We start from the raw sequence: 17809 nt of genomic DNA, 5'->3' as shown, positions 1-17809 counted from the left end.
GGTCAACCAGGAGACGCTCATCGCCGCACGAGATTCGGCATGCGGGCGCGCGGACGTTGCTCTCCCGGTACATGCCGTGAAACCGTTGGCGGCGAGAACTGTATGTGATCTTGCGCGAGTTGAGTTGAGAGAGCGTCGGTTCTGTACGCTGGCCGCGGCTCTGGAGGTGGCTTGCGAATGGCGATGTCCGCCCTGCCCGACGACAGTTGGTGGGTCGACGACCCCATCGACGAGCAGACCGAGGACCTGTTCGGGCGCGGCCCGTTCGTGACGCGAGCGGTCACCCTACTCAATCAGATCGGTTCCCGGCCGAGCAGCACGGTGGTCGGGTTGGTCGGGCCATGGGGTAGCGGTAAGACCAGCACGATCCGGATGATCGTGGCGGGCCTCAATTCTGACCAATGGGGCGTCACTTGGATCAACCCGTGGGCCTTGTCCGGCCCCGACGCGGTCGTCACCGAGCTACTCAGCGCGATTCGCGCCGCAGTGCCCAAGAAGACAACGGCCGGCGCACGGGCTCGGCGACAGCTCTCCCGATACGGTGCCCTCGCCACGCCGGCACTATCGATAGTGCCAGTGGTCGGTAGTGCCGCGAGTTCGATGGCCAACGAAGCCATAAGGCGGCTTAACGACCAGGGAGCGACCCTCGAGGATCAGGCGGAACAAGTCCGTGAAGCGTTGCACGCGCTGGCCCGTCCGACGCTAGTCGTTCTCGACGATGTCGACCGGCTACAGCCCGAGCAACTCCTGGCGGTGTTCCGGGCGGTGCGGGTGCTGGGCCGACTGCCGTACGTGCACTACATCCTCGCCTACGACCAGGAAACCATCCTCGACGTGCTGTCTACGACCCCGATCGCCGACAAGCAGGGCGCCCGTGCCGTCGCGTTCCTGGAGAAGATCGTCACGTTACGCCTCGAGCAGCCGCCGGTCCGCCTAGAGCACGCTGAGACGCTGTTCAACATCGGCTGCGCTGGCGCATTCAGGCGGGCGTCCGCATCGGTGAGCGAGGACGCCCAACGCCGCCTGGTCGAAGAACGTGAAGCTCTGCTGCTGCGAGTCCTGACCGAGCCACGCAGCGTGGCTAGGCTGCTCACCCAGGTCGACATCTACCTGCCACTGATCGGTGCTGCCGAGGTTGATGTCGTCGACTTCATCACCCTGACATTCCTGCGCATCACCTATCCCCGCCTGTACCAGGCGTTGGCCATGCGCCGCAGCGCCCTAGTGGAAACCACAGCCCTCGTCGACAGCACCGACCTAGCCGACCTACGCACCGAATTCGACGAGCAGGCACTGGCCAGACTCGACGTCCCAGCGCCGCACACCCGCCGGGTCGCGGAAGCCCTGCGACGGCTCTTCCCGCGTCTGACAACCGACCCAGTGAGATCAGCGGTAGCCCAGCACCAGCGGCGCGGGCAGCGGCGGATCAGCGACCCCGACTACACCGAGCGGTACTTCGCCCTGACATCAATCACAGGTGAGGTCAGCGACGATAGCCTCGTCCGGGCCATTCGAGAGTTGGCTGACGGACGCCCTGGCATGGCGGCCGAAGACCTCACATTGGCGTTGCGACCCGACCTCACCGACGCCCAGGCGCGCGAACGGGCAGCCCGAACGCTCCGTCGGGCCGCATCGCTGTGCACAGAGCTGTCCGGCAGCGAGGCCGCCGCGATAATCCCCTACGTGTTCGACCAGATCGATCACCTCCGCGATCCGGCAGCGGGCGGGTTCGGTCCCGACGAGGAAGCCACCGTCTGGCTTGCGACGCTGATGCACCGAGCCGATAAGGAACCGCTGCCGGCCGCCGCACTGGGCGATCCCGTTCTGCTGCCGTACCTAATGAATGCGATCCGACTCGCGGTCCCCGAGCCGGCCGACGCCACCATTGCGCATCTCGCCACCCAATCTTCCGGGTCGTCGTGGCTCGCGGACGCGGTTCAAGCCACGTACGATACGGTTTGGGCTCGAGTCCAGGAGCACACGCGTCTTGGCGATAGCGCACCCATCGAGCCGGTGCGCCTGTACGTCGCCCGGCTGGAGTCGGCCTTCGGCGACGAGGACGTCAACCGGCGGATCAGAGCCGCCGTCAACGGTGGCCTCCCAATCGCGGATCTCGCGGCCCGCCTGGTCGACGTCGAGAATGTGTTCACGTCCACCGGCCCCCGCACCCGCATCGCTGGGTTCGACGCGACGGCATTCCTGCGGCGAATTGGACGCCAACGTGCCTCCGCGACGCGAGCGGACCTGGACAGCGCCGCGGCGGGCACTCGACCAGGCGCTCTCGACCTCGCCGACGTGTCGTGGGCGAACCGGCGCCGATACGCCGCAGGCACCCTCATTGAGGCACTCGATGCTGGCACCACCGAACCGGGATTGCTCCTGCCAACCCCGCCTGAGGAACAAGGGCATCCCTTCACTAACCACCGTCCGTCGTTGATCAGCGAGGGAGGCGAACCGTTCGACCTGACGCTGCAGGTCGCCGTGCTGTTGCCCGCGGGCGATGAACTCCCCGCACGCGTTCACAGCGGATGGGGCCCGCCGGCCGGGACACGCGAAGAAGCCCTGACCGCTGCGATGCGAAGCTCACCGATCAGCGATTGGATCCGGGCACGCCACTCCGACTGGGGCATAGCCATCGAATCCTGGACCATCACCGACCCCGACGGCCGGTACTACACCACCGCTCAGTCCGGGGCCCGGGCCGCTAAGCCCGGCGCGCTTGGCCTGCGTCAGGCATTGCCGCTCAGGGTCGGCGCCCAGCTCATCACCGGCCACACGGCGCAAAGCCCGAACCAGCAGTCGCTGCTGCTCACCGTCGGTATCGGATTCCACCTGGCCGAGCTCGACGAAAAGCACGAACCTGCGGAAGCGCGGTCTCGCACTGTGCCCCTCCCTGCAGCGTTCACCCTGCATGCCCTGTTCGAGCTCACCGACGCGCTCGTCGGCTGCGCGCAGACGGCGAAAGCGCTGTGGACGCAACTCGACGACCAGGCACCTCCACCCGAAACCGCGCTCCTGAACCTGTCACTGACCACGTCTGAAGGGCTTTCCGCCGTCGTCGATCTCACCACCTACCCGCGGCACGGCACTGCCGTCCGTAGCCAGTACTCCAAGGTCTACCAGTACCGGTCAGGGTCAAGTGATATCGCAGCTGCCGCACTACGGGACTGGCTGAGCGAGACCGGGTACCGGCGACATGAGCAGGCGATCCTGGACATGTGGGACCCAGCCCTTCAAGTGTGAATTGGCCGTTCTTACGAGCGAGACAGTCGAGGTCGTGGGCTGGCTTGGCATCGCTGATGACTGCCTGCAAACGACACGCGCCGAAGGTGGTTGTGTCGCTGCCAACGATGGTCCTGATCTTGGCACTGGCGCAGGGCGGCGGCGTGGCCGCGCTCTGTGATCAGCGCGAAGCGGGCCTGACCGAAGCGGCGGTCGAGCGGGCTGCCGTGACACCAGAGAGCGAGATCGTTCCCTTGTGGAGGTTCGGCAACTCGCCGTGAGGCACAATCACGTTATGGACCTCACTATGGTTGAACTCAATCGTCCACTGGGCGAGCGGCTTTGGTTCCCGTTCACGTACGAGGAGGCGGGCCTCGGGTTCAACGATCGATGGTGGTACAACAGTCCCGTCTATCCCGACTCCAAGAGCCTTTTTCTGCGAGTCCTACAGAACAACATCGAGGTCGCGCGGGTTCACCTCGATAACGAGGTCGCGATTGACCACTACGCCGACGTTCCGCCGCTGGGAGCCACCGCACTCGAGATCCAGCTCGTTGAGGTGCACAACGATCACCGCGGTCGCGGCATTGGCCGCACTGTCGTCAGTCTCCTCCACAACCGCTACCCAGACCGTAGACTCGTGGCCTTTTCCGAGGGCGCCGACGGCTTCTGGTCATCTCTCGGTTGGCGTCGGCACCTTCACGCGGACCCCGAAGAGGCGTCGTCCTTTCGACCGCTCTTCATCCAGCCGGAGGCGTAACGCATTGCCGTCGCGCGGACGAGGCTCCCGGTAGCTACCGGGCCTCATCGGCTCCCGCTGCCCCTGGGGTGCTCGGGCCGCGCTAGCGCGTGAGGATCCTGTACGTAGGCCGACGGCCCTCGTTGCCAGCGCTGGGCGGGATCACGCTGGGAGCGGCTTGGAGCACAGACGGCGATGAACAAAACCTGTATTCATGGCTGGATCCGAACTTTCCGCAGTTCGGGATCGTGTTTCTCGCTCCTCCTGCTTGACTGACCTCTTCGGGAAGACCGAAGACCTCAGCAGCCGGCGTCGTCGGTCAACTGGCAGTGCCCTCTCACGCGGTGGTCTTGAGTCCATCACTCCAGGTGATGCCGTTGCCGGACACCTCTCGTACTGCCCGTTTCGTCCTCTCAAGTTGTAACTGATCTTTACAGCCGATCATCGGGGCTTCTACAGTTCGGCCACTCATCGGATGTGATCAACGGGGGCCTTGGGTGGTTGCTGCATGTCTTCGCTCCGACGCTGGTGCGGGCGGGCGCGGTAGACGTCGAGTTCGGCTTGGGTCATTCCTAGCCGTGATGCTCTGGGCGGGTGCCGGCGCGGTCGCGCCGTTGACGGCGACGCCGGGTCCTGCCGCCGCAGCCGCTGCGGATTGTTCGGCGGCGGGTCTTGAGGATGTTCGGGCGGCGGCGCGGCTCGCGGTGGATTGTGGCAAGAGTGTCGAGGTGCTCGGCGAGCGGTCGGAGACCACGCAGGTCTTCGTGAACGCCTCGGGAGTGGGCCGGTTGGAGTCGGCGGCGGTGCCGCAGCGCGTGCACCGGGCGGACGGCAGCTGGGCAGCCATTGACCTGGCGTTGCGGTCGGTTGCAGGGGGGTTCGCTCCGGTCGCCTCGACGGCGGACATGACGTTCTCCGGTGGTGGCACGAGCCCGCTGGTGACGTGGCGCGAGGGCGATTCGACCTTCAAGCTGACGTGGCCGGGTGTGCTGCCTGCGCCACGGATCGACGGTGACACGGCCATCTATGACGACGTGCTGCCGGATGTGAATCTGCATGTCACCGCTGGTCGGTCTGGCTTCCGGCATGTTCTCGAGGTGTTGACGCCCGAGGCGGCAGCTAATCCGGCGGTGCGGCAGATCCGCTACGGGCTCGGCGGGACTATGCGGCCTACGCGTACTGCCGACGGTGGGCTGAATTTGGCGGATGCGGCCGGCACGGTGCTCGTGCAGGCATCCCCGGCGGTGATGTGGGACTCCTCGATCTCGCCAGATGCGATCCAGCCCGCTCCGCTGCCCACGTCTCAGAAGGCTACGGCCACCACTTTTGGAAGTGACGCGACGAGCGTGGGGGACGGCGGCGGTGGCTCGCTGGACGTGACGGACCTGGTCTCGAACGCGCAGCGCCCGGGTGAGTTGGCGTCGTCGGCTCAGGTCGGGGTGGCGGTGTCCGGGGATGATCTGGTGTTGACGCCGGATGCGCAGATGCTTTCGGCGCCTTCTTCGGCGTTCCCCCTGTTCATCGATCCCGCGTTCAACCGGGGGCGGTCGCAGTGGGCATACGCGACGAGCAACGGTGAGAACAACGACACGACCACGGCCCGTGTCGGTCTCAACCCCGAGACGGGTGCCCGGTACCGGTCGTATTTCAGCTTCAACACCTCAGCCATCAGTGACACGACCGTCCTGACGGCGGAGATCCAGATGAAGCTCGACCACTCTTACTCGTGCGACCCCACGTGGGTACACCTGTACCGGACGCCAACCTGGTCCACGACCAGCGGCCGGATCAGCTGGACGACAGCGCCCTTGGGCTCGGCGGCCACCTGGCTGGATTCATGGGAGGGAAACGCCAACCAGGCCGGCGGTTGCGGAGCAACTCAGCAGAACGCGGACGCGGTGTTCGAGGGTTCGTCGCTGCTCACCGATCTTCAATCGCAGGTGCAGTCGACCAGTTCGTACTGGGTGGGGCTGTGCGCCTGCAACCCGGATAACCAGTACGAGACGGACCAGCAGCGGTGGAAGAAGTTTTTCACCGACCAGACATACCTCATCGCCACCTACGACGTTGCTCCCGTCCCGCCGGTAGGTCTGGCCTTCACCACCACCACGGACTGTTACAAGCAGTGTGCATCTCCGGCGGTATTGCGGAGTTTCACCCCGACGCTGCAGGCGCAGGTGCAGGACCGGTTCGGCGGCGTGCTGGAAACGGCGTTCGAGATCCGCACGTCGGCAAGCCTCACCGGGACGATCGCGGTCAGCAGCACCACGATGCCTCGCGCGTTCGTGACGACGGTCGGCAACGCCACCGGTATCGCGACCTCGAAGGTGCCATCAGGGTCCCTGGTGGCCGGGGTTACCTATTACTGGCACGCGACGAGCAAGGACGAGGCGGGCCTGTGGAGCGGCTGGGGGTCTTGGTACAGCTTCAGCATCGACAACACCCCACCGACCCTGTCATCGGTGGTCTCGGCCGAGTACCCGTCCAGGGCTTGGGGCGCCACGGTAGGCGCCCCGGGAACGTTCGCCTTCACCGCCTCCGGCGCTAATGAATACGTGTGGAGTGTCGACGGCGGCAACGCCACGACCACCGCGTCGACGACGGCCACGTACACGCCGGCGACCGACATGGTGCACACCATGCGGGTGCAGGCCAAGGACAACGCGGGCAACATCAGCGGGGCCCTCGACTACCAGTTCTGGGTGTCACCGGTACCCAACGCCTACTCCCTGTGGACCTTCGATGAGGCTGACCCGTCGAAGACGGCGGCCGACACCGGTAGCGGATTCACCGCTCAGAGCCCTGGCGCACTCGGAGGAGGCGCCCACTTCGTGGCAGGGAAGCTGAACAACGCGGTTCGTCTCACCGGCGCGACGGGAGACGAGGTCAAGACGAGCGGCCCGGTGCTGGACACGACGAAGAGTTTCACCGTGATGGCCTGGGTCCGTCCCACCGACCTCAACGGCCAGTCGGTACAGACCATCTTGGGGCAGGACGGGGCCACCGCATCGCGTTTCCAGCTCCAGTTCCGCCAGGACGCCAACGGCGGTGCGGGCGGCTGGTGCTTCTCCATCGCAGGTGATAACACCGGCGGCAGCAGAGCCGTCGCGTGCGCCGGCCAGACGGTCGGCAAGCCGACGAACAACGACTGGGTGCACGTAGCCGGCCGATACGACCAGGTCACCGGCAAGATGCGCGTCTACGTCATGGGCGACCCCAACAGCTGCGCCGGCGAGGTCAGCGAGGCGACCGCCCCGGCGTCCTGGTCGGCCATCGGCCCGTTCGTGATCGGTCGCGCCCTCAGCGTGAGCGCCGGGCTGGCGTACTGGCGAGGTGACATCGACGACGCGCGTGCCTACCAGCGGGTGCTGTCCGACACCGAAATCTGCCAGCAGGCATCGCAATGACACGGCTTGAGGTAGCGGGCCGTAACAACTGCCAGCCCGCTGCCGCGCGGTGGGCGCTCACAGAACGAGGCGACAACACAGGCGGGCACACCACCCTGTGCAGCACTTGTAGCAGCAACGCGAACGTCATGAATTTCTACCTGCGCGTGGGGAGCGTCTGGTGAGCAGAAGAACCCGTCCGAGTTCCTTGAAGCTGTTTAGCCGTCGTGTCGGGCGGTCGGTGCTGCTGGCCGGCGGCCTGTCAGTGGCCTTGGTAGCCAGCGGACTCGGGCAGCCGCTGCAACGCGCCGAAGCCGCCCCGAAGTGGAAGCCACCGACGCCCAAGGAAGCCGCCGGCGTGGTGGTCGCCAAGGCCAAGCCGGGAACGAGCCACTCCACCCACGCGTCGTCCCGGGTAGTGACCGCCCCTAAGAAGATCGCGTGGCCCGAGGGTGCCGGCATCGCGGACCTCCGCAAGGCGCAGGCGGCCGCGGCGAAGGCGGCCAGCACGCGCGCGGGTCTGACCGGGCCCGTCCGCGCCCGCGCGGGCACCCTGCCAGTGACCATCTCCGCATCCGCAGGCGAAAGCGGCAAGAGTGCGGCGGAGTCCGTCGCCGCGGTCAAGGTCACCGCACACGACCGGGCGACCACAGACAAGCTGCGGGTGCAAGGTGTGCTGCTGTCGGTCAGCCGCGCCGACGCCGACCCGAAGCTCGGGCGTGCCGCCCTGGAGCTGGATTACGCCGGGTTCGCCGACGCCTATGGCGGTGACTGGGCGTCCCGCCTGCGGCTGGTCGAGTTGCCGGCATGCGCGCTGACCACACCCGAGGTCCCCGCCTGCCAGAAGCGCACCAGCCTGGCCACGACCAACGACACACCTGAGCGCACGCTCACCGCCACCGTCGCCCTCACCGCCAGCACTCCCATGCTGCTCGCCGTCGAGGCCGGCGCGTCCGGCGACAGCGGCGACTACACCGCGACCAGCCTGTCACCGGCAGGGCAGTGGCAGGTGTCGACCCAGACCGGCGACTTCTCCTGGTCCTACCCGCTGCGCATGCCGCCCGCACTCGGCGGACCCGCCCCGAGCGTCAGCTTCTCCTACTCCTCGGGCAGCATCGACGGCAAGACCGCTCTGACGAACAACCAGGGCTCCTGGATCGGTGACGGCTGGAATTCCTGGCCCGGGTTCATCGAACGCAAATACCAGTCCTGCGCCGACGACAACCCCGACCACAAAACCGGTGACCAGTGCTGGTTCACCGACAACGCCACCCTCTCCCTGAACGGCCACGCCGGCGAACTGATCAAGGACGGATCCGTCTGGCGGCTGCGCAACGACGACGGCACCAAAATCGAGAAGCTCGCCAGCTCCGCCCGCGACAACGGCGACAACGACAACGAGTACTGGAAGGTAACCACCACCGACGGGGTCCAGTACTTCTTCGGCTACCACAAACTGCCCGGCTGGGCCAGCGGCAACGCGGTCACCGACTCGGTGTGGACGGTGCCGGTCAACAGCAACAACAGCAACGAACCCTGCTACAACGCCACCTTCGCCAACGCCTTCTGCAATGAGGCGTGGCGGTGGAACCTCGACTACGTCGTAGACCCGAACTCCAACACCATGGCCTACTTCTACGGCAAGGAGACCGGCGCCTACGGCCGCGACAACGACCCCGCCAAGCGCACCACCTACGACCGCGGCGGGTACCTCAAGCGCATCGAGTACGGCATGCGCGAGAACGCCGAGTACGCCCAGGCCGCGCCGCTGCGGGTCGTGTTCGACACCGCCGAGCGGTGCCTGACCGGTTGCTGGACCGGCACCGCATGGACCTCAGACCCGGTGAAGGCCCAGTGGTTCGACACTCCGTGGGACCAGTTCTGCAAGGCCGGTGACCAGTGCACCGAGCAGGGCGCGCCGACCTTCTGGACCGCCCGCCGCCTCACCAAGGTCACCACCCAGGTCCGCAACGGCACCACCAGCTACGCCGACGTCGAGTCCTGGTCGCTGCGGCAGGAGTTCATCAACGCCGGCACCGGCGAATCCACCCCGATGTGGCTGCGCGGCATCACCCGCACCGGCCACGTCACCACCGCCGGCGGCGCCGCCGTCTCCGACCCGGAAATCACCTTCGACACCGGCTCCCAGCCACTGCCCAACCGCGTCGACGGCCCCGCCGACCAGCGCTCCGCCCTCAACCGGTGGCGGATCAAGACCGTCCACACCGAAACCGGCGGCGACATCATCGTCAGCTACTCCGGAGCCGACTGCACCCGCGACACCCTCCCCACCCCGGCCAGCAACACCAAACGGTGCATGCCCTCCTACTACGCCCCCGGCGGGCAGCAACTAAGTCTGGACTGGTTCCACAAGTACGTCGTCACCCGCATCGACCTCGACGACACCGTCACCAACCAGACCCCCGAGGTCACCCAGTACGACTACGACACCCCCGCCTGGGCCTACAACAACGACGAACTGACCAAGGACAAGTACCGCACCTGGAGCGACTGGCGCGGCTACGGCAAAGTCACCGTCCGACACGGCGACCCCGCCGGCCAGCAAACCGCTGTCGAGCACCGCTACCTGCGAGGGTTGGACGGGGACAAGGCCGCCAGCGGCGTCAAAGACGTGTGGGCCAGCGACTCCTGGGGCGGCACCATCGAAGACCACGAAGCCCTACAAGGCTTCGAACTACAGACCATCACCTACAACGGCGTCGGGGGCGCCGAAATCTCCTCCACCCGCAACGACCCTTGGATCAACGGCCCCACCGCAACCCGCAGCCGCGACGGAATCACCACTCGGGCGTGGATGACCAACACCGACATCGCCCGCACCCGCACCGCCCTCTCCGCCGGCGGCTACCGCTACACCAAGACCATCACCAGCTTCAACCCCGACGGTCTGCCCACCAATGTTGAGGACCAGGGCGACGAGTCAGTCACGACCGACGACACCTGCACCCGTACCACCTACGTCCGCAACGACGACAGCACCAACGACGGCGTATGGATGCTCGATCGCATCGCCCAGTCGGAAACGCTGTCGGTTCGCTGCACCGGCGCGCCGAGCCCCGCGGATCCCACAACCGTGCTCAAGCGGTCGCGCTCGTTCTACGACACCTATGTCGACGACAGCTCCTTCGGACGGACGCCTACTCGCGGCAACGTCGTTCGCACCGAGGAACTTGACTCGTTTAACGGCAGCACCCCTGTGTACACCCGCACAGCGACCACCGTTTACGACGCCAACGGCCGAGTCACGTCGATAACAGATCCCCGGGGCTACTCCACTACCACCGACTACACCACTGCCAACGGCGGATTGGTCACGAAGACAGAGGTGACCAACCCGAAGCAGCACACCGTCACAACCATCGCGGAGCCAGCCTGGGGAGCGCCGGTGAAGGTGACCGACGCCAACGGCGCGGTCACCGACCTCACCTACGACGGACTCGGCCGGCTCACTAACACCTGGGCTCCCGGCCGTGACAGCGCCGCACAGACGCCCAGCATGAAGTTCACCTACAAGATGCGCAAAAGCGGTGCGCCGACCGCAGTCGTCAGCGAAACGCTGCTACCGACAGGGACGGCGTATCGGAAGTCGGTGAACCTCTACGACGGATTCCTGCGGCTGCGACAGACCCAGTTGCAAGCAACCGGCGGCGGACGGACGATCACCGACACACTGACCAACAGCCTCGGCGCAACCGACTGGACGTCAGCCCCCTACTACGACGTCACCAACAGCGCCGTCGATGACGGCGCTCTCGGACGCCCCCAAGGTCAGATCCCGTCGATCACCCAGTACGGCTACGACGGTGCCGGACGGCAGACCGCGCAAATCCTCCTCGCCAATGGCGCGGAGAAGTGGCGCACCACCACCACCTACGGAGGCGACCGGGTCCACAGCACCCCACCCACCGGCGGCACCGCCACCACCACCATCAACGACGCCCAAGGTCGCACCGTCGTTCTCCGCCAGTACAAGAACCCCGCGGATGTCGGCAGCGACGACACCACCAAGTTCGATAAGACCACCTACAGCTACACCCTGCTTGGCCAGCTCAAATCGGTCACCGACGTCACTGGTTCAAACGTCTGGTCCTACAGCTATGATCTTCGGGGTCGGAAAACCCAGACCAAGGATCCTGACCGGGGAACCACCGACACCACCTATGACGCCGCAGGCAACGTCGCCACCACCACAAGCCAGTTCAACACCGGCACAGCCGTCCTCGCCTACACCTACGACGAACTCGGCCGCAAGACGACGGTCCGCGACGACAGCGCCACAGGCCCTATCCGGGCCAAGTGGGAGTACGACACCCTTGCCTACGGCAAGGGCAAACTCACCTCCTCCACCCGCTACGCCGGTGGCAACGCCTACACCAGCCAGATCGACGCCTACGACCAGTACGGCCGCCCCACATCCACATCCGTCGTGCTGCCGGCGGCGGAGTCGAATCTGTGCGCTGCCGCGACGCCGAACACATGTACTTACACCACTACGAGCAGCTACCGCGCGAATGGTCAGCCGTACCAGGTCACCATGCCTGCCGCCGCCGACCTCACCTCGGAGAAGTTGACTGTCGGGTACACCGACGTTGGCGATCCCGGCGGCCTACTGTCGGCGGCGCAGATCTACGTCTATGACGTCACCTACGACAAGCTCGGGCAGCTCACTCAACGTCAGCTTGGCGCGTTCGGGTCCCGTGTCGTTATCAATTCGACGATCGATGAGCCAACCCGGCGGGTCAAGAGTGTCAATGTTGTGCCGGAACTGAAAGCAGAAGCGGCGAACTACAATTACACCTACGACAGAGCTGGCAACGTAACCGAAATCCACGACACCCCCAACGGCGGTGTCGCCGACCACCAGTGCTACACCCTTGACTACCTGAGCCGCACGACCGAGGCATGGACCCCGGAAAGCGGCAGCTGCACCACCAAGCCCACCGCGTGGAGCCAGATCGACGGATCCGCCTACCCCTACTGGCACACCTGGACCCTCAACCCCGACGGCAACCGCAAGACCGAACTCCGCCATGGAGCCACCAACACCACATACACGTACAGCTATCCGACGCCAGGATCCGCCCGGCCACACGCTGTCAGCAGCGTCACCGCCACTGGCGGAGCTGCATGGACACGCGGCTACACCTACGACAACGCTGGCAACACCAAGACCCGGCCTACCACCAGCGGCACCACCCAGACTCTCAACTGGGACCGCGAAGGAAGCCTCGACAGCACCACCGGCGCCACGACGAGCAGCTACATCTACGACGCCGACGGCAACCGACTCGTCCGCACCGACGCCACCGGCAAAACCCTCTACCTCGGCGGTGGCACCGAAGTTCGCTACACCACCAGCGGCGCCACGAAGAAGGCCACCCGCTACTACACCCACGCCGGCCAAACCATCGCCGTACGCACCGCCGCCGGCCTCAACTGGATTACCAGCGACCACCACGGCACCGCCGAACTGACCATTAACGCCTCCACCCTCGCCGTCGCCAAACGCCGCAACCTGCCTTTCGGGGAGCAGCGCGGCGCTACCACCGGCACTTGGGCCACCGGCATGGACAAGGGCTTCGTCGGCGGAACCCAGGACCCTACTGGCCTGACTCACCTCGGTGCCCGAGAATACGACCCCGCCATCGGACGTTTCATCAGCGTCGACCCGATCATGGACATGACTGACTCCCAACAATGGAACGGCTACACCTACGCCCACCACAATCCGGCAACGTCAAGCGATCCCTCCGGACTCATTGACACGGACTGCCTCACCTTTGCAAGTTGCCCCGACTATCAAATGGGCAACGAAAAAGGCAATCGCGAGAACAAGGCAAAGGACAGCAAAGGTTGCTGGCCGCGCTGTAACGGATTTAAGAGCCTGGCTAAGCTGCCCAACGCGGGGCCCGCGCCTGCTCCCAAGTGCGGCGCGCCGACTTGGGAGTATTGCCATGCGCCAGGTACGCGACGTGAGACGCCAATGGATCTCGGATGGCGGTTCGCAGCCGGCGAAGGGTGGGTTTATAACCCGAGTACAGACTGGCCGTGCGGTGCCCTGACTCCGTGTGTCGATATGCAATTCTTCCGAGAGGGCGACTTGATGACCGAGTTGCTGAGGAGATCTGAAAGCTTCGCCGTGGTAATGCTGGAAATTTCCCGGCAGATCGCTGCAGGTGAGGCTGGAGGGGTTGCCGACTTCCATTACAAGTCGATGCCACCGGAGGAGCGTCAACTGCACTTCCGTGCAGATGCCGCGAGCGTCTTGTCGCAGGGGAAGCTGGGCGGCGATCTCGTTGACGCCTTCCTTGGATCATACGACGTAGATTATAAGATAATAGGAACTGATTCAGGCGGACGTAGGGTTATCGAGATTCATGTCCAGAATGCGACGACGCTTAGTTCAGGCACCACAAATCCATTCGGGAAGCAGTATCCTGGGGATGGTCACGCCGGATCAGGGGCGGACTCGTCTCCGGGGGAGCACTACCAGGTGCAGAGCTTCAGATTCAGGGTTACGGGCTAGCTCGGCCGAATTAGCCTAGAGACGAGTTGTATCTTGGGCCGACGGGTGCTGAAGTCCGCACCCGTCGGCCGATCTGGAGGTGTCGCTCGCGCGTGGTCTATCGTACAATGCCTTGGTGATGGAAGGTTTTTTTTGGCTAGTCGGGCTAATTCTATGCCCCGGGATTGGCTTGCTGCTAATCTGCATCGTTGTGGCGGCCTGGGCAAACTGGTCCAAACCGGGGAGTGGTGGCCGGTGATTGGGTCACAATCCAATCGCCGGGCCAGCGAGCAGCACCACGTATGCCTGACCGTACGCCCGGTTCAGACGCTCGGTGGCCTAAGGGACGTCTCGTAACCCCGATGTCCGTCTGATGGGGACGATCATCGAGGATGCCTGGGTGCAGGTGATCTCCTCAGCCCGGCCGGAGTGGATCTTCCCGTTCACCGGGCTGCAGCCCGCCCAGTTCCGCCGGCTGGTCCGGCTGGTCGCCGAACGTGGCGGGGACGCCATCGCTGACGGCCGGCCGGGCCGGCAGTGGGCCCTCGACCTGCCCGACCGGGTGCTGCTGGTCGCCGCGTACTGGCGGACCAACCTGACGATGCGGCAGATCGGGCCGCTGTTCGGGGTGTCGCACTCCGCCGCGCACCGGGTCATCGACACCCTCGGCCCGCTGCTGGCCCTGGCCCCGGTCCGTCGGCGCCCGGTCGATCAGATCGCGATCGTCGACGGCACGCTGATCCCGACCCGGGATCACCGGCTGGCCGTGCCGAGCAAGAACTACCGCTACTCGACCAATCTGCAGGTCGCCATCGATGCGAGCACCCGCCTGGTCATCGCCGTCGGCGACCCGCAGCCAGGCAATCGGAACGACACGATCGTCTACCGCACCTCGGGCATCGACCAGAAGCTGAACGGGCGGCCGGTCATGGCCGACGGCGGCTACCGCGGCAACCCCGGCGTGATCATCCCGTACCGCAGAAACCGCGACGGCAGCCCACTGCCGGACTGGAAGCAGGAGCTCAACGCTCAGCACCGCACCGTCCGCGCCCAGGTCGAACACGCCCTGGCCAGGCTGAAGTGCTGGAAGATCTTGCGCGACTACCGCCGCGCTGCGAGCACATTGACCGACACCGCTTCAGCCATCGCCCATCTCCACAACATCGCCCTCGTCGGGTGAGCACCGACCCGGTCACGGGCAACGCCTTCACCGAGTTACGAGACGGCCCTTAGGCTGGCGATTTGGCTGAATTCCTGGCGGATGAGAGCGGAACTCCGCCTTAGTCTTCGGACCTCCGCCGTCCACGTTGCCGTCTTCGCCGATCGAAGCCGGCTCCTTCAGGTGAATTTCGGACCGACCATCGACGTACTCGCGATGGAGGCGTTGATCCGGCGGGCGCTCGGCGAGCCACGTCGATCATCGCGGGTGACAGGTCGATGCCGAACGCGTCCAGGCCGATGCTGTACAGGTGGGCTGTGATCCTGCCGGGGCCGCAGCCGACGTCGGCGACGGCCCGTTTCCTTGGGAGTGGATCAGTTCGGCGAAGAGAGCGAGGATGCCCCGCTGAAATGGTTCGCGGGCGAGAGCGTCGCGGAGCAGGTCGGCGTAGCTGGTCGCCACGGTGTCGTAGGAGGTCCGGGTGTCGTCGAGCTAACCGGGAACGCGCATGCGGTGAGCCGCTGGTTGACCTCCGCGAACTCAGCCTCGAACTTAATCGAGCCGCAGAGCGTGATGACCTTCGCCTCACCCTCGGCTGACTGCGGCGCCTGCTGGTCCTCCATGAGGTTCATGATCGGCGAACGGGCAGGACAAGTCTATCGCCGCCCCCTGGACGTCCGCTCACGCCGCCGTCAAGGCGTGTTGACCGTCAAGGACGGCTGGCGATCCTGATGCACGTGGAGGGGTCTACCCCGTTCGGTCGGGGCCGGCGAACTATCGAGCAGGGCGCCCAATCGAGCGGCGGATTCGTCGGTCAGACGATAGACGCCCTGGAGGCTGACGGAGCGTTCGAGGCGACCGTCGACGACGTACTTCAAGGTGCGCTGTTCTCCGCGCCGGTTGCGCCAGGTCAGCGCGCCGAGCAGGTCGCCGGGAACGGCGACGTCGAAGCGGATCGGTGTCGCCTCGACATGCACCGGGCTCGCCCCGCATCCGCCGGCGCCGAGCATCGTCCAGTCGTCATGACCCGGATAGGCCGGGTCGCGCCACGTTGCTGGAGCAGCGCCGCAACAGGCGCGCCGCTGCTTGTCGACGACCCGGAGACGGCTCACCACGTAGACCACGCATCGGTTGACATGCAGCGCGAAGACATCGTCGCCGACACCGACGCTGGTCCAGCTGGGCAGAGACTGGTGCACCCCGCTGAACGCCACCGGCGGCCGCTGGCCGACGCAGTGCCTGCGCAGCTCCCGGCAGACGTCATGGGTCCACAAGGTGGTGAAGGCAGCCGACATGGCCGTGATCATAAGAGCGACGACCGACAGTCTCGGCCCAGCCCGTGGGGTGCGTTGATGAACCGAGCCGGCATCCGGATCTGCCGCCTGAGCACGTGCGACCCCCTACCAACTAGAGGTGGTCGCAATACGGAGAGCAACGACGGCCAAGGGCGTGGCGCAGGTCGCGCAGAAGAGTGCCCAGGCGCTCGGCCTCCTCGGTCGTGGGCGGAGTGATGGCTGCCCGGGCCGCGATGTGCTCTCCGGCCTCGTACAGCGCGACGTGCAGATCTTCCGCGGTGGTGCGGTCGAGCCGCAGAACAACGTCATGTCGCATGGCAGACCCTAATCGCACGTCTCGCGGCACCGGTTGGGCAAGGTCGGGTGCGCGGATCTGCCGCTGATAAGGCGCGGCATACCGGAGCATGTCGGGTTGACAACCGGGCCGTGGGAGCGGATCGGGAGCAACTGAGCCCATCGGTCGCTGACCGGGCGTCGGCGTCAGCCAGGACGTTTCGGGCAAGCGGCCACGGTGTCTGACGAACGACGTGCAGGACGGTCCGACGCAGCCTGGACGCAGCAGCCCGGTCGCGAGCCCCTGATCGGGGGAGCAGGTTGGGAGCAGCAGGGTGCACTGAACGGCCCTGAACCGCACCGAACGGCAGCTGATCGCACCCAACTGCACCCGCCCCTGCCTGCGGCTTCGCGTTTTCGCAGGTCAGAGTCGGTGCAGCGTCCTGCTTCACACCGGAGTGCTCAGCCAATTTGAGCAGCAGTCGACCGCAATCTATGTCCCTGACAGGGGAGTATGCGCAGGTCAGAGCGGTAAGGAGCCGCTGAGTGCCTTGGCCTTGCAAGTGGGGAGCAGATTGGGTGCAGGTTGGCGAAGTGGTCACCGCGCCCGAAGTGCTCACCGAGGCCGGGCAGAGCGGAGGGCTCTGACCTGCGATGATGCGGGCGAGCGGTCCGGCGTGACCTCCCAGAGAACACCGAAGTGGTCAGGGTTCGCTGCGCCCCGCCTGGCTGATGCCGGCGGTCGTTTCAGGGTTCGCTGACGACGGTTAAGAAGATCTTGCGCATTGACGCGCGGCTCTGGGTTTCGCCGCCCTGGTGTCGGTATGGATCCCGGGAGCTGAGACTCGAATCCCACCGGTAGCCCTCTGACCAGGCCTTCCTGTTCGGTGACCTCTTCGGCGGCCCCGAAGTCTTCAACACCCGCAGCTCTCGCTGGCCGGCCGGGCGAGACTCTACGACAGGTGGTGTCCGAGTTTGGTCGTGGGCGCGCGGCCCGCTTGGTTGGTGGGGTACGGAGCGTGTCGACTGTGTCCGGTTCGCGAGGTTGAATGATCGTTTGCGCTCACCATTTGTGATCTTCTATTGACCGCTCTTCCGGGGCTGGCTAGGTTTCGCTCACTCTTGATCGCATGGGGACGGGGGAGGGCGGTCGTGGACCAAGAGGTCGCTTCGTCGCGGGTTATCGCGGCTACGAGGTGGATGCTGCGT

9 protein-coding genes and 1 pseudogene are annotated in these 17809 nt (G+C 65.7%); 6 read left to right on the top strand and 4 right to left on the bottom strand.

The window, feature by feature from the left end:
* Positions 1-177 precede the first annotated feature (177 nt).
* The 6 genes from B0E53_RS05350 to B0E53_RS05330 all read left to right on the top strand — a co-directional run bounded on the left by B0E53_RS05350 (position 178) and on the right by B0E53_RS05330 (position 15053).
* On the top strand, positions 178-3243 hold the full coding sequence (locus B0E53_RS05350; protein WP_107074951.1) for a P-loop NTPase fold protein: 3066 nt from the start codon (positions 178-180) through the stop codon (positions 3241-3243).
* Positions 3244-3287: 44 nt separating this feature from the next.
* A complete protein-coding gene (locus tag B0E53_RS36900; RefSeq protein ID WP_146167595.1) occupies positions 3288-3503 on the top strand; it encodes a hypothetical protein in 216 nt (71 codons plus the stop codon).
* A 14-nt stretch (positions 3504-3517) separates the two neighbouring features.
* Entirely contained in the window at positions 3518-3982 is a 465-nt protein-coding gene (locus B0E53_RS05345) for a hypothetical protein (protein WP_210405932.1), read from the top strand.
* A gap of 560 nt (positions 3983-4542) precedes the next feature.
* Complete coding sequence (locus tag B0E53_RS05340; RefSeq protein WP_246835253.1) at positions 4543-7368, top strand: LamG-like jellyroll fold domain-containing protein; 2826 nt, start codon at positions 4543-4545, stop codon at positions 7366-7368.
* A 160-nt stretch (positions 7369-7528) separates the two neighbouring features.
* Positions 7529-13894, top strand: coding sequence for an RHS repeat-associated core domain-containing protein (locus tag B0E53_RS05335; protein WP_246835251.1), 6366 nt, complete (start codon positions 7529-7531; stop codon positions 13892-13894).
* A 379-nt stretch (positions 13895-14273) separates the two neighbouring features.
* Positions 14274-15053, top strand: coding sequence for a transposase family protein (locus tag B0E53_RS05330; RefSeq protein ID WP_107074961.1), 780 nt, complete (start codon positions 14274-14276; stop codon positions 15051-15053).
* Positions 15054-15153: 100 nt separating this feature from the next.
* On the opposite strand, the pseudogene B0E53_RS39095 reads toward B0E53_RS05330, so the two are convergent.
* From B0E53_RS39095 to B0E53_RS05315, 4 genes and pseudogenes are all read right to left on the bottom strand, one after another.
* Positions 15154-15494: pseudogene (locus B0E53_RS39095) on the bottom strand (class I SAM-dependent methyltransferase).
* Positions 15407-15655: a hypothetical protein gene (locus B0E53_RS39090; RefSeq protein ID WP_246835254.1), complete on the bottom strand. Its 249-nt coding sequence runs from the start codon at positions 15653-15655 to the stop codon at positions 15407-15409. Before B0E53_RS39090 ends, B0E53_RS39095 begins: the two are co-directional and overlap by 88 nt.
* 69 nt (positions 15656-15724) lie before the next feature.
* Entirely contained in the window at positions 15725-16327 is a 603-nt protein-coding gene (locus B0E53_RS05320; protein ID WP_107074960.1) for a hypothetical protein, read from the bottom strand.
* A 112-nt stretch (positions 16328-16439) separates the two neighbouring features.
* Positions 16440-16643, bottom strand: coding sequence for a hypothetical protein (locus B0E53_RS05315; protein WP_107074948.1), 204 nt, complete (start codon positions 16641-16643; stop codon positions 16440-16442).
* Positions 16644-17809: the final 1166 nt, after the last annotated feature.

It is taken from the genome of Micromonospora sp. MH33, assembly GCF_003013775.1.
Taxonomy (GTDB): domain Bacteria; phylum Actinomycetota; class Actinomycetes; order Mycobacteriales; family Micromonosporaceae; genus Micromonospora; species Micromonospora fulviviridis.
The sequence above is the reverse complement of the archived record's forward strand: the minus strand, read 5'-3'. Positions and strand labels throughout refer to the sequence as shown.

What these genes read in the sequence shown, in the direction of transcription:
- B0E53_RS05340 (WP_246835253.1), top strand. Translation starts at nt 4,543, where the DNA reads ATGCTCTGGGCGGGTGCCGGCGCGGTCGCGCCGTTGACGGCGACGCCG.
- B0E53_RS05345 (WP_210405932.1), top strand. Translation starts at nt 3,518, where the DNA reads ATGGACCTCACTATGGTTGAACTCAATCGTCCACTGGGCGAGCGGCTT.
- B0E53_RS05350 (WP_107074951.1), top strand. Translation starts at nt 178, where the DNA reads ATGGCGATGTCCGCCCTGCCCGACGACAGTTGGTGGGTCGACGACCCC.
- B0E53_RS05320 (WP_107074960.1), bottom strand. Translation starts at nt 16,327, where the DNA reads ATGTCGGCTGCCTTCACCACCTTGTGGACCCATGACGTCTGCCGGGAG.
- B0E53_RS39090 (WP_246835254.1), bottom strand. Translation starts at nt 15,655, where the DNA reads ATGGAGGACCAGCAGGCGCCGCAGTCAGCCGAGGGTGAGGCGAAGGTC.
- B0E53_RS05315 (WP_107074948.1), bottom strand. Translation starts at nt 16,643, where the DNA reads ATGCGACATGACGTTGTTCTGCGGCTCGACCGCACCACCGCGGAAGAT.